Source organism: Vibrio sp. Vb2960 (genome assembly GCF_033337665.1).
Taxonomy (GTDB): Bacteria; Pseudomonadota; Gammaproteobacteria; order Enterobacterales; family Vibrionaceae; genus Vibrio; species Vibrio alginolyticus.
The window spans coordinates 140,187-154,664 of the sequence record NZ_JAWORD010000012.1; the positions used below are offsets into that span (position 1 = coordinate 140,187).

At 44.3% G+C, this 14,478-nt stretch carries 12 protein-coding genes; 8 read left to right on the plus strand and 4 right to left on the minus strand.

Annotated elements, in window-relative coordinates; all coding sequences use genetic code 11:
- Window positions 1-3: 3 nt before the first annotated feature.
- Window positions 4-1,809, minus strand: coding sequence for an ATP-binding protein (locus R7O03_RS12445; RefSeq protein WP_213876669.1), 1,806 nt, complete (start codon window positions 1,807-1,809; stop codon window positions 4-6).
- A 526-nt stretch (window positions 1,810-2,335) separates the two neighbouring features.
- Between R7O03_RS12445 and tig the strand changes: the two genes are divergently transcribed.
- From tig to R7O03_RS12480, 7 genes are all read left to right on the plus strand, one after another.
- Window positions 2,336-3,643: a trigger factor gene (tig, locus tag R7O03_RS12450; protein WP_318131732.1), complete on the plus strand. Its 1,308-nt coding sequence runs from the start codon at window positions 2,336-2,338 to the stop codon at window positions 3,641-3,643.
- Window positions 3,644-3,748: 105 nt separating this feature from the next.
- Window positions 3,749-4,375: an ATP-dependent Clp endopeptidase proteolytic subunit ClpP gene (clpP, locus tag R7O03_RS12455; RefSeq protein ID WP_005382347.1), complete on the plus strand. Its 627-nt coding sequence runs from the start codon at window positions 3,749-3,751 to the stop codon at window positions 4,373-4,375.
- A 70-nt stretch (window positions 4,376-4,445) separates the two neighbouring features.
- Window positions 4,446-5,726 (plus strand): ATP-dependent protease ATP-binding subunit ClpX, encoded by a 1,281-nt coding sequence (gene clpX / locus R7O03_RS12460; protein ID WP_318131733.1) that lies wholly within the window; start codon window positions 4,446-4,448, stop codon window positions 5,724-5,726.
- Between the two features lie 130 nt (window positions 5,727-5,856).
- A complete protein-coding gene (gene lon, locus R7O03_RS12465; RefSeq protein ID WP_005384300.1) occupies window positions 5,857-8,208 on the plus strand; it encodes an endopeptidase La in 2,352 nt (783 codons plus the stop codon).
- A gap of 191 nt (window positions 8,209-8,399) precedes the next feature.
- On the plus strand, window positions 8,400-8,672 hold the full coding sequence (locus R7O03_RS12470) for an HU family DNA-binding protein (protein WP_005382341.1): 273 nt from the start codon (window positions 8,400-8,402) through the stop codon (window positions 8,670-8,672).
- Window positions 8,673-8,873: 201 nt separating this feature from the next.
- Window positions 8,874-10,733, plus strand: a complete 1,860-nt coding sequence (ppiD, locus tag R7O03_RS12475; RefSeq protein WP_213868305.1) for a peptidylprolyl isomerase — start codon at window positions 8,874-8,876, stop codon at window positions 10,731-10,733.
- A 255-nt stretch (window positions 10,734-10,988) separates the two neighbouring features.
- Window positions 10,989-11,273 (plus strand): ComEA family DNA-binding protein, encoded by a 285-nt coding sequence (locus R7O03_RS12480; RefSeq protein ID WP_031777211.1) that lies wholly within the window; start codon window positions 10,989-10,991, stop codon window positions 11,271-11,273.
- 98 nt (window positions 11,274-11,371) lie between these two features.
- On the opposite strand, the gene rrtA is transcribed toward R7O03_RS12480, so the two are convergent.
- Window positions 11,372-11,923, minus strand: coding sequence for a rhombosortase (gene rrtA, locus R7O03_RS12485; RefSeq protein WP_005382331.1), 552 nt, complete (start codon window positions 11,921-11,923; stop codon window positions 11,372-11,374).
- 3 nt (window positions 11,924-11,926) lie between these two features.
- Between rrtA and R7O03_RS12490 the strand changes: the two genes are divergently transcribed.
- Window positions 11,927-12,541 (plus strand): tRNA-uridine aminocarboxypropyltransferase, encoded by a 615-nt coding sequence (locus R7O03_RS12490; RefSeq protein ID WP_025766956.1) that lies wholly within the window; start codon window positions 11,927-11,929, stop codon window positions 12,539-12,541.
- A gap of 6 nt (window positions 12,542-12,547) precedes the next feature.
- Here the strand turns inward: R7O03_RS12490 and R7O03_RS12495 are convergent, their stop codons facing one another.
- Both R7O03_RS12495 and yfbR read right to left on the minus strand, forming a co-directional pair.
- A complete protein-coding gene (locus R7O03_RS12495; protein WP_171343108.1) occupies window positions 12,548-13,870 on the minus strand; it encodes an anti-phage deoxyguanosine triphosphatase in 1,323 nt (440 codons plus the stop codon).
- Window positions 13,871-13,885: 15 nt separating this feature from the next.
- The gene (gene yfbR / locus R7O03_RS12500) at window positions 13,886-14,470 is read right to left on the minus strand and encodes a 5'-deoxynucleotidase (protein ID WP_025766954.1); all 585 of its coding nucleotides are present in this window, start codon (window positions 14,468-14,470) and stop codon (window positions 13,886-13,888) included.
- Window positions 14,471-14,478: the final 8 nt, after the last annotated feature.

Sequence of the window (14,478 nt, forward strand, 5' to 3'; positions counted from 1 at the left end):
ATCTTATCCTTTTGATGGTTCAGTGTTGTAAGAAGTGATAGGTAAACACAATGAGAATCGAGCGCCGCCTTGTTCTCGATTATGGGCACATAATTTTCCATTCATACTGGCTAAGATTTGTTGCGAGATAGAGAGACCCAAACCTAAACCGTTCAGTTTAGTGGTTAGAAACGGTTCACATAAATCAGAAAGTGAGAAAGAGCCAAGCCCTGGGCCATTATCATCAACATGAATCCAAACCAAATCAGTGTGCTCATCGTGTTCTACAGATAATTCTACCTGTTTGTCTTGTTGTTCTTTGAGTGCTTCTATCGCATTAGTCAGTAAATTGACCAACACTTGCTCCAGTTGAATAATATTGATCTGCACTTCAACATCATGCTTTGGCAAATTTGTTTCTAACGTGACGCGCCCTGATTTAAATGCGGGCTTCATCAGTTCTTTTACAGAGGCAATCACAGGGAACAATCGAGATTGAGCCAACTCGTCACCACTGGTTTTTTTGGCGAAAGAGCGAAGTTGCTGACTGATATTTGCCATACGGTCAGTGAGAGCAGAAATGCGAGTGAGATTATCTTCCACTCGCTCATATTTTTCTTTTTTTAGAAACAGCTTGCCGTTCTCCGCAAAGCTACGAATTGCCGCAAGTGGATTATTCAGTTCATGGCTGATACTGGCTGACATTTGTCCTAACACCGCGAGTTTCGCTGCTTGCACCAATTCATCTTGAGTAACGCGTAAAGTTTGCTCGGTATCGATACGCTGTGCGATCTCAGCTTGCAATTCGGCAGTCCGTGCCATGACTTGATATTCCAACTTTTGATTTGCTTCTTGTTGAATTCGTTCAATTTGCAAGTGACGCTGTTGACGGTGATAGATAAGCTGACCAATTAAAAACAAAACCATGAATGCTAGAGTGAGTACAAAGATGTAACCCATGGTGAACCAAACGATCGACTGTTTAGGAGACAGCACACGAATAGTCAGCTTGAGTTCGGGAAGGGGCAGCGAAGAGACCACCAAGGTTCCTTTATTGTATGGGTAACCCTGTTTAAGCTCAGAATGCACCTCGTCCAAACTACCCACTAATCCAAGCGTTTCAATTGGCGCATCAAGATATTGTTGGCTTGCCCAAACTTGCTTTTTCTCTTTTTTTGTCAGTGGCTGTAAGCTTTTGAGTAGCCATTCACTTCGGCTACTCATAAAAACAATTCCGTATGGGTCGCTCGCGACAAAAACACTGTTTGGTTGCTGCCAGTTGTCCTCTATCTTACTTAGGTCCATCTTCACCACGACGACACCAAGTACACCGCCAGCGTATACGATGGGATAAGAATAGTAGTAGCCACGTTTACCAGATGTTGAGCCCAGTGCGTAGTATTGGCTTCGTTTACCCACAATGGCTTGTTTGAAATAAGGTCGAAATGCAAAATTTCGACCGATAAAGGAGCGCTCTTTACGCCAGTTGCTGGCCGCGATCGTTGTACCCCATTGATCGATTAAGTACGTATCCGCTGCTTCAATCACGCCATTAACGGATTCTAAATACCGATTAGTGATTTCCAGTTGCGCACTGTTGTTGGGGTGCAGAAGCGCTTGATAAAGAGGATCATCTTTAGCGAGAAGATTTGGGATATGGGCGTACTTATCGAGTTTATTTTTTATATGGCCAGAAAATTGCTCCAGCTGTGATTGGTGTTTATCAAGTAGAGATTGATAACTGGTCTGCCAAACCCAATGGCCACCGATAATTGCGCACAGGAAATAGAAAGCAAAAAATGTCAGCAGAATCCGTTTTTTTTGCGACATCCTTACACTCCTTACAACTTCCTTTGGTCACGTAAGAAAATGTTAATAGTTTGTAGGAAGGATTAGGGATTTAGTTTTCAACTCTGTGGAGTAAAACAAGAGCAAGATCTCTTTTTAGGCTTTTCGATAAAAAAACCGGTCGATTCTCTTGAAAAAGTCGCTATTGTCCCCATTCTAGATATGCTGGCGATGCTTAGACGGTGTCTGAATCGCATTTTTGAAGAAAAAATGGGTCAGCATTCGAGAATTTAGCGCAGACAATGTCCACATAGTGGCTATTGGCTCGACAGGGTTGCGACAGATCGCTAGAATGTCGCGTCTAAAAATTCTGTCCTGAGGCTAATAGGAGATACCTTTGGTTATTTTATCGAAGATATCACTGATTAGTCCGGTACTGACAACCAGTATCGATACTCGATTTTAAATTAGGTGTTCGGACAGAACACTACACAAGGATGAAGCGTAAGCTCCTCTGAGTTTCGCTCATACGCTCGGAAAACCGAGCCACTTTAGAGGTTTATATATAATGCAAGTTACTGTTGAAACGCTAGAGGGCCTAGAGCGCCGTCTAAACATTACTGTTCCAGCTGCAAACATCGAAGACGCTGTAACAGCTGAACTACGCAACATCGCTAAAAACCGTCGTTTCGATGGTTTCCGTAAGGGTAAAGTGCCTCTAAAAATGGTTGCTAAGATGTACGGCAAAGCAGTACGTCAAGACGTTCTTGGTGAAGTAATGCAACGCCACTTCATCGAAGCTATCGTTAAAGAGAAAATCAACCCAGCTGGCGCTCCAACTTTCGCTCCTGTAGAGAACAAAGAAGGTTCAGACCTAGTTTTCACTGCAACTTTTGAAGTTTACCCAGAAGTTGAGCTTAAAGGCCTAGAGAGCATCACTGTTGAAAAACCACTAACAGAAGTTAAAGATGCAGACGTAGAAGAGATGATCGATACTCTACGTAAGCAACAAGCAACTTGGGTTGAAGTTGAAGAAGCAGCAGAAGATGGCAAACGCGTAAGCATCGACTTCGTTGGTTCTATCGACGGTGAAGAGTTCGAAGGTGGTAAAGCTGAGAACTTCCCTCTAGAAATGGGTGCTGGTCGCATGATCCCTGGTTTCGAAGACGGTATCGCAGGTAAAACTGCTGGTATGGAATTCGACATCGACGTGACTTTCCCAGAAGATTACCACGCTGAAAACCTAAAAGGTAAAGCAGCTAAGTTCGCAATCAAAGTGAACAAAGTTGAAGCTCGTGAACTACCAGAACTAAACGACGAGTTCGTTGCTAAGTTCGGTGTTGTTGAAGGTGGTGTTGAAGCACTTAAAGCTGAAGTTCGTAAGAACATGGAACGCGAACTTAAGCAAGCTGTTAAGAACCGCATCAAAGAGCAAGCGATTGACGGTCTAGTTGAGCAAAACGACATCAACGTACCATCAGCGCTTATCGAGCAAGAAATCCAAGTTCTACGTCAACAAGCTGCACAACGCTTCGGTGGTAACCCAGAAGCTGCTGCTCAGCTTCCACGTGAACTGTTCGAAGAACAAGCTAAACGTCGCGTAGTTGTTGGTCTTCTACTAGGTGAAGTAATCAAATCTGAAGAGCTAAAAGCGGACGACGAGAAAGTTAAAGCTCTAATCGAAGAAATGGCTACTGCATACGAAGAACCATCAGAAGTTATTGCTTACTACGAGCAAAACGAAGAAATGATGAACAACATGCGCAACGTAGCTCTAGAAGAGCAAGCAATCGACGCGATCATCGCTAAAGCACAGGTTTCTGAGAAAGAAGTAGGCTTCAACGAGCTACTTAACCAACAACAACCTGCTGCTTAATAAGCAATATCTTGCGTAGAAGGTTGACTTAACGTTAACTATTCTGCTAACAATGGTCCGTATGATAGTCATCATCCGGGCCATTTATTTTAGGGACATAAGAATATGAGCTACCAAGAAAAAAATGCAATGTCGCCAATTATGGACGCGCTAGTACCAATGGTGGTTGAACAAACTTCCCGAGGCGAACGCTCTTACGACATCTACTCACGTCTGCTTAAAGAGCGCGTGATTTTTTTAACGGGTCAAGTGGAAGACCACATGGCAAACCTTGTCGTGGCTCAGCTACTTTTCCTAGAATCTGAAAATCCAGATAAAGATATTTTCTTATACATCAACTCTCCAGGCGGCAGCGTAACAGCAGGTATGTCTATTTACGATACCATGCAGTTCATTAAGCCAAATGTGAGCACAGTATGTATGGGTCAAGCATGTTCAATGGGTGCCTTCCTGCTTGCAGGTGGTGCGCCAGGTAAGCGTTATGTACTGCCTAACTCACGTGTAATGATCCACCAACCATTGGGTGGTTTCCAGGGTCAAGCTTCTGATATCCAAATCCATGCTCAGGAAATCCTGACGATTAAACAGAAGCTAAACAAGTTGTTAGCAGAACATACAGGCCAACCTCTTGAAGTCATTGAGCGCGATACTGATCGTGATAACTTCATGTCATCAGAGCAGGCTGTGGAATACGGTATCGTGGATGCAGTGTTAAGCCACCGTGGCGAGTAATTAGCCAGCGCATTTTGGCAAAAATTGATATACACTCATTCATGAAGAGTAAAGGCTAAGAGGTTAGCGAATGACAGATAAAAGCAAAGAAAGTGGCAGCGGTAAATTGCTGTACTGTTCTTTCTGCGGCAAAAGTCAGCACGAAGTTCGCAAGCTAATCGCAGGTCCGTCAGTGTACATTTGCGACGAATGTGTCGACTTATGTAACGATATTATTCGCGAAGAAATCAAGGATGTTCTCCCTAAGAAAGAATCTGAAGCGTTACCAACGCCAAAACAGATCCGTGAACACCTTGATGACTATGTGATCGGGCAAGATTACGCGAAAAAAGTGCTCGCAGTTGCGGTATATAACCACTACAAGCGTTTACGCAATGGTGATACAACGAGCGAAGGTGTGGAGCTTGGTAAGAGTAACATCCTTCTAATTGGTCCTACAGGTAGTGGTAAAACACTACTTGCGGAGACATTAGCTCGATTCTTGGATGTGCCATTTACAATGGCAGACGCGACGACACTAACCGAAGCCGGTTACGTAGGTGAAGACGTTGAAAACATCATCCAAAAGCTTCTGCAAAAATGTGATTACGATGTAGCTAAAGCGGAACGCGGCATCGTTTACATTGATGAAATTGATAAGATTTCACGCAAAGCTGAAAACCCATCTATTACGCGTGACGTATCTGGTGAAGGTGTTCAGCAGGCGCTACTAAAACTTATCGAAGGTACGGTTGCATCGGTTCCACCTCAAGGTGGTCGTAAGCATCCTCAGCAAGAGTTCCTACAAGTGGACACATCTAAGATCCTGTTCATCTGTGGTGGTGCTTTTGCTGGCTTAGACAAAGTGATTGAGCAGCGTGTTGCAACAGGTACAGGTATTGGCTTTGGTGCTGAAGTTCGTTCGAAGAATGAAGCGAAGACGGTAGGTGAGCTATTTACTCAAGTTGAACCTGAAGATTTAGTGAAGTACGGCCTCATTCCAGAATTCATTGGTCGTTTACCTGTAACAACAACACTGACTGAGCTTGATGAAGAAGCGTTGATTCAGATCCTATGTGAACCGAAGAACGCACTGACCAAGCAATATGCAGCATTGTTTGAGCTGGAAAACGCTGAACTTGAATTCCGTGAAGATGCGCTGCGCGCTATCGCGAAAAAAGCAACGGAGCGTAAAACAGGTGCTCGTGGCTTACGCTCGATTCTTGAAGGCGTGCTACTTGAAACCATGTACGAATTACCATCTGCAACAGACGTTAGTAAAGTCGTGATTGATGAGTCCGTCATTAATGGCGAGTCAGAGCCACTGCTTATTTACAGTAACGCAGACAATCAGGCAGCTGGAGCAGAGTAAATTCAGCCATAATGAAAAAGGAGGTAAGTAATTACCTCCTTTTTTTATTTCTCTTATTGAATCCAAACAATTAGCCCCCATATACTGCCTTAAGTAATACGTTAAACGTGAAAGCGGAAGAGAGAATTATATGAACTTGGAACGTTCCGAGCGTATCGAGATCCCGGTACTACCTCTACGTGACGTAGTGGTCTACCCACACATGGTTATTCCATTGTTTGTTGGTCGTGAGAAATCGATTAGCTGTTTAGAAACGGCGATGGAAACCAACAAACAAGTTCTTCTTGTGGCACAAAAGCAAGCGGATACTGACGAGCCTACGGTTGACGACCTATTTGACGTAGGTACGGTAGCCACCATTCTCCAGCTCTTGAAGCTTCCGGATGGCACAGTAAAAGTATTGGTCGAAGGCCAGCAGCGAGCAAAAATCAATCACTTTAAAGAGAGTGACTTCTTCCTAGCAGAAGCTGAATTTGTTGTTACGCCTGAATTGGATGAGCGTGAGCAAGAAGTGATTGTTCGCAGCGCGATTAATCAGTTTGAAGGGTTCATTAAGCTAAACAAGAAGATTCCACCAGAAGTGCTAACGTCACTTAATGGTATCGACGAAGCCGCACGCTTAGCGGATACCATTGCGGCTCATATGCCGTTAAAGTTGGTGGATAAGCAGCAAGTACTTGAAATTGTTGACGTCACTGAGCGTCTGGAATTCCTGATGGGCCAGATGGAATCAGAGATCGACTTGCTGCAAGTTGAAAAACGAATTCGTGGTCGCGTTAAAAAGCAAATGGAAAAATCTCAGCGTGAGTACTATCTGAATGAGCAAATGAAAGCGATTCAGAAAGAACTTGGTGAGATGGAAGACGCACCAGACGAGTTCGAAACGCTACAGAAGAAGATTGACGAATCAAAAATGCCTCAAGAGGCACGTGAAAAGACAGAGCAAGAGCTGCAAAAGCTTAAGATGATGTCTCCAATGTCTGCTGAAGCAACAGTGGTTCGTAGCTACATCGATTGGATGGTCAGCGTTCCTTGGGCTAAGCGCTCAAAAGTTAAGAAAAACTTAGCGAAAGCAGAAGAGGTTCTTAATGAAGATCACTACGGTCTAGAACGCGTCAAAGAACGTATCCTTGAATACCTGGCTGTTCAAAACCGTATCAACAAGCTAAAAGGTCCTATCCTTTGTCTTGTTGGTCCTCCTGGTGTAGGTAAAACGTCTCTTGGTCGTTCAATTGCTTCAGCTACAGGCCGTAAGTATGTTCGTATGGCGTTGGGTGGTGTGCGTGATGAAGCGGAAATTCGTGGTCACCGTCGTACTTACATCGGCTCATTACCAGGCAAGTTGATCCAGAAGATGTCGAAGGTTGGTGTGAAGAACCCGCTGTTCTTATTGGACGAAATCGACAAAATGTCTTCAGATATGCGTGGTGATCCGGCATCGGCTCTACTAGAAGTGCTTGATCCTGAACAGAATAACTCGTTCAACGATCACTACCTAGAAGTGGATTACGATCTCTCTGACGTTATGTTTGTTGCGACATCGAACTCGATGAACATCCCGGGCCCATTGTTAGACCGTATGGAAGTTATTCGTTTATCTGGTTACACCGAAGACGAGAAGCTGAACATTGCAAAACGTCACCTTGTTGATAAACAAGTGAAGCGTAATGGCTTGAAAGCGGATGAGATCGTCATTGAAGATTCTGCGATTATTGGCATCATTCGTTACTACACGCGTGAAGCGGGTGTCCGTAACTTAGAGCGTGAGATTTCTAAGATCTGCCGTAAAGCGGTGAAGAATATCTTGCTGGATAAGGACATCAAGTCAGTAACGGTAACGATGGACAACCTAAAAGAGTACTTAGGTGTTCAACGTTTCGATTACGGTAAAGCGGATGAAAGTAACCGAATTGGTCAAGTAACTGGCCTAGCTTGGACAGAAGTGGGTGGCGATCTATTAACGATTGAAACTCAATCAATGCCAGGTAAAGGTAAGCTGACACAAACGGGTTCTCTTGGGGATGTGATGCAAGAGTCTATCCAAGCAGCAATGACAGTGGTTCGCTCTCGTGCAGAAAAGCTAGGTATCAATACTGACTTCTACGAGAAGAAAGATATTCACGTACACGTGCCGGAAGGCGCGACACCAAAAGATGGCCCAAGTGCGGGTACAGCAATGTGTACAGCATTGGTTTCTTCTCTGACAGGCAACCCTGTGAAAGCAGAAGTAGCGATGACGGGTGAAATCACACTGCGTGGTGAGGTTCTACCTATCGGCGGCCTAAAAGAGAAGTTACTTGCGGCACACCGTGGTGGCATTAAGACAGTGCTAATTCCAAAAGATAACGAGCGTGATCTGGAAGAGATTCCTGATAATGTTATCGCTGATCTGAAAGTTATCCCTGTACAGTGGATTGATGAAGTACTGAAAGTCGCACTAGAGCGAGACCCGACGGGCGTTGAGTTTGAGTCTCAAAAATAGTGATGTGTAGCAAAAATAAGTAAAAGTTTACGCTGATAAGCCCAAAAAGGCTTGTCAGCGTTTTTTTTGGGCGCTAAGTTAGTTTCGATAGCTGCCAGCCCTTGATGAATAAGGGGTGGAGCATATTTTCTTAACAATGGAACGAAAGTCATCACAAAAATAATCACAGATGACACAAAGGGGAAATTACAGTGAATAAAACTCAGTTAGTAGAACAAATCGCAGAAAATGCAGATATTTCTAAAGCGTCAGCGGGTCGTGCTCTAGATGCATTCATCGAAGCAGTAAGCGGAACTCTTCAATCTGGTGATCAAGTCGCTCTAGTTGGCTTTGGTACATTCAGCGTTCGTACTCGTGCTGCACGTACTGGTCGTAACCCAAAAACTGGTGAAGAAATCCAAATCGCAGAAGCAAAAGTACCAGCTTTCAAAGCTGGTAAAGCACTGAAAGACGCTTGTAACTAATCACGGCGTTATTTCTGTAACCGGCCATTTGCTTAACTTTTGCTCAAACAATAAGTTTCGAACAAAAATTTACAAACTTCGAGCCGAACTTTCTTAAATTATGCGCATCATACTGATGCGCATTTCTTTTTCTGATATTATTGCGCCATTATTTCTATTAGATAGAAGCAGTAGGCTTCAATTGTGGAGAGCAGTTAAATTATGATGGATCGACTACGCGAAGGCGTGAATAGCATCGCGGTCAAAATTATCCTTGGACTTATCATCCTGTCTTTCGTATTTGCAGGTGTAGGTAGCTACATCGTTGGTGGTAGCAACAACTCTGCAGCGAAAGTCGGTAACACTGAGATTCCTCGTGGTGAGTTCGAGATGGCATACCAAAATGAGCGTAACCGTATGCAAGCTCAGTTGGGTGACTACTTCTCTCAAATGCTGGCTGACCCTGCATATGTTGAATCTTTCCGCAAATCCGTTTTAGATCGAATGATCAATGACGTGTTGCTTGACCAACAAGCTGAAGCTTTGGGTCTGCGAATCAGCGACACTCAAGTGCGTAGCATGATTCTAGACATGCCTCAGTTCCAATCTAATGGTCAGTTTGATCAAGAGATCTATCAAGCTTCTTTGCGTCGTGCAGGCTTTTCGCCAGACTCTTTTGCTGAGTACATGCGTCGTGAATTGGTTCGTGAGCAACTGCTGAATGCGCTACAAAACAGTGAATTTATTCTGCCGGGTGAAGTACAAGCAGAAGGCAAGCTGTTCACTCAAACTCGTGATATTCGCACGATTCAGATCGACTTAGCGGAGTTTGCGAAAAATATTGAATTGACCGACGAAGAAATTCAAGAGTACTACAAAGCAAACCCAGACAACTTTACACGTCCAGAGCAGGTTAAAGTCTCTTACATCGAACTGTCAGCTGAAGCGCTAAAGGAACAAGTTAATGTTTCTGATGCTGAGGTGAAAAAGTACTACGACGAGCACTTAAACAAATACTCTTCAGAAGAGCAACGCCGTGTCGCTCACATTCTTGTAGAAGGGGACGATGAAGCAAAAGCGCAAGCTATCCTAGATGAGCTAAACGCGGGTGCAGACTTTGCGACGCTTGCTCAAGAGAAATCTGACGATTTTGGCAGCGCTGAAAACGGTGGTGACCTAGGTTGGATTGAGCGTGATGTGATGGACCCTGCTTTTGAAGAAGCGGCATTCGCACTGAAGAATCCTGGCGATATGTCGGGTCTAGTAAAGTCGGACTTTGGTTATCACATTATCAAGCTTGAAGAGTTAAAAGATTCTGTGGCGAAGCCATTTGAAGAAGTCGCTGCTGAAATCAAACAAGAGATGGTGGACCAACAAGCGATCGACCAATTCTACGAGTTGCAAAATGAGCTTGAGCGCGTAGCGTTTGAATACCCAGACTCATTGTATGATGCTTCTCAAGCGGTTAACCAAGAAGTGAAGACAACGGACTTTATTTCTCAGGTTGATGCACCTGAAGTGCTGCGTAGCCCTGCTGTAATGCAAGCTATCCTAAGCCCTGAAGTTAAAGAAGATGGCCTAAACTCTGAAGCTATCGAAGTTGCGCCTGAGCATATTATCGTTGTTCGTGTTGAAGATGCGCGTGACGAGACAGTTCTTCCACTAGAAGAAGTGAAAGATCAGGTTGTTGCAGAGCTATCTCGTGTTAAAGGTGAGCAAGAAGCGATGGAACTTGGAACACAAGTCGTTGCGGCATTGAAAGAAGGTAAGACGAACGTGCTTGCTGAAAACAATCTTGCCTTTGGTGAACAAGAGACAGTAGATCGTCGTTCTCCGTTAGCAACAACGGTATTCGCGATGGCAAAACCAGTCGATGGTAAACCAGTATATGGTCAGTCTAAAGATCTTGAAGGTAACATCATTATCATCGAGCTTGATGCTGTAAACGCAGAGCTAGATAGTGAGTTAGAAGATCAAGTTGCGATGCAAATGCAGCGTGCATCTTCTCAGCAAGATTTATCATCTGTACTAGCCGTACTGCGTGCAAATACTGACATTGAGTACTTTGTTGTGAGCAACTAAGCACAATTAGTGTAATTTGTATGTTGAATAAAACGGACCGCATAAGCGGTCCGTTTTATTTTTGTCTTTATGAACTTCAATCATCAATAGGCATTACTTAAATTAGTGCGCGTTTAAGTGATAGCGGCCGTTGTGAATTCCGGGTCATCTCAGTTTGTTAAATGCATAACCATATTGCTTTCCATTGCAAACTTGATAGTGACTCGCTCTCGACGACTGTTTTTAGCCTACTATTTTGGAGATTGTATGTTCAATATGAAATGGATTTTGACATTGTGCTTATTTGTTTTTGCACCTTTTAGCATGGCTGCGGATTCAGCCACTGACAAATATGAAGGAATTGAAATTACTGTAAATATCAACACGGCCACTGCTGAAGAAATTGCGACCATGTTGAAAGGTATAGGTGAGAAGAAAGCGCAGAGTATAGTGGACTACCGCGAGGAACATGGCCCTTTTAAAACGGCAGCAGATTTGAAGAGCGTAAAAGGCATAGGTGAAGCGACAGTTAAGAAAAACGAAGACCGCATTTTACTGTAGCTTGATGTATTGCAGATATTGAGTCTGAATTCAGAACAATATCTGTTTCCCTATTACTGCTTTCCCGAACCAGCCCCTCTTTCGTGGTTCGGGATTTTTTATCCGAATAAACGACGGCGAAGGCCTTTTTCCAGTAAAGCCATTACTAACCCACCGAGTGCGCCAAACATATGAGCATCAATAGCAACGTTTGCACCGATAAGCTCAGCAGTACTGCTGGATGGGCCATAGACCTGCTCCCATGCTACTTTGGCGATTAGTCCTCCAACTAACAACACACTGCTTCTTCTGCTTTCAAAGACTTCTCTGAGCGCCCAAAATCCAAACAATCCGTGTAATACGCCGGATAAACCCACGTATACCGACATGTTGGTAAACAAATTCAGCGCACCAACACATGCACATAAGATTGAAAAAACGATAAGGAAGTTACGAGTGCTTGGGCGAAAAATAAAAGTAATGATCCACAATCCGGCGAGGTTCATTCCTAAGTGCGCAAAGTTGGTATGTGTGAGATTTCCTGTTACGATTCGCCACCATTCACCATGGCGTATATTGTAGCTGTGCCACTCGGTTAGGCTTGCCATTGGTTCAAATTGAAGTATCAAACAGATCACGCTGATAATACTCAGCAAGGTATAAAGGTTCACTCTATGTCTCGTTATTGTTCTCGTTGTGGAAAATCGCAAAAAGCGTGTATTTGCCAATGGATTGTACCGCTGGCAAGCGAGGTAGAACTTATCATTCTTCAGCACACGAGTGAAGAACATCGTCCGCTTGGTACGGCACGGATTCTCAATTTGAGTTTAGATAACTGTATTTGTTTGATAGGAGAGGACTTTTCTTGTGATGATGCCTTAAATCACTTATTAGCGGATGAGTCATATCAACATTTTGTTCTTTACCCATCAGAAGAGTCACGATGCATTTCTGAAATCACTCAAGCGAGTCATAGTGTATCTAAGAAAATACGTTTGATTTTGCTCGATGGTACGTGGAAAAAAGCGTACAAAATGTGGCAACTCTCAAGCAACTTACATCCACTCCCAACCGTGCAGTTGCCTAAGCAACTACAAGGGCACTACACCATTCGTAAGGCGCCCTCTGAGAATAGCTTATCGACAGTCGAGGCTGGTTATCATTCGCTTCGCTTGCTTGAACCCGAGCGAGACTTTACACCGCTGATGCGTGCGTTTGAAAAGATGATCGAATTCCAAATCGCCCAGATGCCTCCGGGCGTTTTTGAAAAGAATTACTTGAAAGGTTGAGTGTTACTAAAGAACGATGGAAGAGAAAAGTTGGCGGTGTAGCTTTTGCGCGTGACCATCGGTCATTGCAGAAATATAATCGGCGATGACCCTCATCTTATTGCTCTCTCTCTTCGCCTGACACCACAGATCTTTTGTATGAACGGGTAGTAATCGCTCTGGGTCTGCTGTTAACGCTTCAAAAATATCCATAATAATTTGCTGACCCTTATACTCAACGATCTGGACCTGCGGGACTTGGATAACGAAGGTGCTGACAAAGTGCTTGAGTACGTCAAGTGCACGTGCCATCTGTGGTTCTAAACACGCATTCCAAGACAGTAACGGGTTATTAAACGGCTCATCCACCGCTTTGATTGAAATGCTGGTCAGTAGCGCGTTAACCATACCACCGATGGCATCTTTCCGCTCATGGTGCTTCCCGCTAAATAGCATCTGTCCGATGGAATCGATATGAGCTTCAAACCACGGGTCGCCACAGTCCGCTAATTGACTTGCTGCGCCTTCTTGCCATTGCTGACGTGTCACCATACCAAGTACGATTGCATCTTCTAAATCATGAACACCGTAGGCGATATCATCTGCTAGCTCCATGATTGAGCAATCGATTGATTTAAAACGCGTTTTACTGTGTTCAAACTCCGATTCTGGCGTTGAACGCATCAGACTAAGCAATGCCTTGTCGTTGTCAGAAAGCGGTGCAATTACCCAATCAAATAAGTCTTTATCACAATCATAAATGCCTTTAGCTGGGCTCCAATCTTTTGCTTTTAGTTTACGTTGATGCTCGGCTGGTTGAGGCAACTTGACGGAGCGTGTTTGACTAATGAGGGCAGGGTACTTAATCAAACCAAGCAGTGTGCGGCGTGATAAATTCATTCCGAAATGCTCGGTATAAGGCTCTAACTTAGTGACGATACGAAAGGTTTGGGCGTTCCCCTCGAAGCCGCCATGTTCGCGCATTACGTAGTTTAGAGCGACTTCTCCCCCATGACCGTATGGAGGATGCCCGATGTCGTGCGCCAAACATAATGAATCAATTAAGCTGTCTGATGGTAATAGATCGCGGAACTCTGGCTGTTTTTTCTTTAACTGGGCGACGATACCGGTCCCGAGTTGCGACGCTTCTAAGGAGTGTGTTAACCGGCTGCGGTGAAAGTCTTCCAAGCTATTGCCGTGTACTTGGGTTTTTGCTTGTAGGCGTCGAAATGCAGCCGAGTGAAGAATGCGCGCTCGGTCTCGTTGGTACGGGCTCCGATGGTCGTCTCGACGGATTTTATGCTCATCATCATGGCGCTCTTGCCATTGCGGGTGTAATTCAAACGACACGATTATCTCCGTAAGCTAACTGATTTCATCTAACGATAATTCGAAACTTGGGGCAAAGGTATTGAGAAAGTAATCCATTTCAGGCGTTCTGCGTTCTTGCAAAGTGACGTCTAAGCGTTTTTTTGCCAGAGCGAACTCATGGTTGCCGGCGCTTAGTTCTTCGAGACATTTTAAATAGGCACAGATGGAATCGGCTTGCTTAACGATTTTTGCGTCCTCTTCGTGAGCAGAGTGAGAAAGAAGATAGGGGGCAAAGTCATCTTGGAACTCTTCCGGTAACATTGAGAGTAATTTTTGCTCCGCTGCCGATTCTATCTTCTTATATTCTTTGGCAATTTCAGGGTTGTAATACTTCACTGGAGTCGGAAGATCACCCGTTAATACTTCACTGGAGTCATGGTACATGGCAAGAATCGCGATGCGTTCTGGATTAAGGTTGCCGCCGAACTTTTTGTTTTTAATGAGGGCAAGGGCATGAGCGACAAAAGCAACTTGTAAGCTATGCTCTGAAACGTTTTCTGGTGAGACGGACCGCATTAAAGGCCAGCGTTGGATCAGCTTCATTCGAGCCAGGTGGGCGAAAAAATGGCTTTCTTTCATGGCTTTCT

Excerpts from the sequence above, each read along its gene's own strand:
- lon (WP_005384300.1), top strand. The coding sequence starts at position 5,857 with ATGAACTTGGAACGTTCCGAGCGTATCGAGATCCCGGTACTACCTCTA.
- clpP (WP_005382347.1), top strand. The coding sequence starts at position 3,749 with ATGAGCTACCAAGAAAAAAATGCAATGTCGCCAATTATGGACGCGCTA.
- tig (WP_318131732.1), top strand. The coding sequence starts at position 2,336 with ATGCAAGTTACTGTTGAAACGCTAGAGGGCCTAGAGCGCCGTCTAAAC.
- R7O03_RS12490 (WP_025766956.1), top strand. The coding sequence starts at position 11,927 with ATGTCTCGTTATTGTTCTCGTTGTGGAAAATCGCAAAAAGCGTGTATT.
- ppiD (WP_213868305.1), top strand. The coding sequence starts at position 8,874 with ATGATGGATCGACTACGCGAAGGCGTGAATAGCATCGCGGTCAAAATT.
- R7O03_RS12445 (WP_213876669.1), bottom strand. The coding sequence starts at position 1,809 with ATGTCGCAAAAAAAACGGATTCTGCTGACATTTTTTGCTTTCTATTTC.
- R7O03_RS12480 (WP_031777211.1), top strand. The coding sequence starts at position 10,989 with ATGAAATGGATTTTGACATTGTGCTTATTTGTTTTTGCACCTTTTAGC.
- yfbR (WP_025766954.1), bottom strand. The coding sequence starts at position 14,470 with ATGAAAGAAAGCCATTTTTTCGCCCACCTGGCTCGAATGAAGCTGATC.
- clpX (WP_318131733.1), top strand. The coding sequence starts at position 4,446 with ATGACAGATAAAAGCAAAGAAAGTGGCAGCGGTAAATTGCTGTACTGT.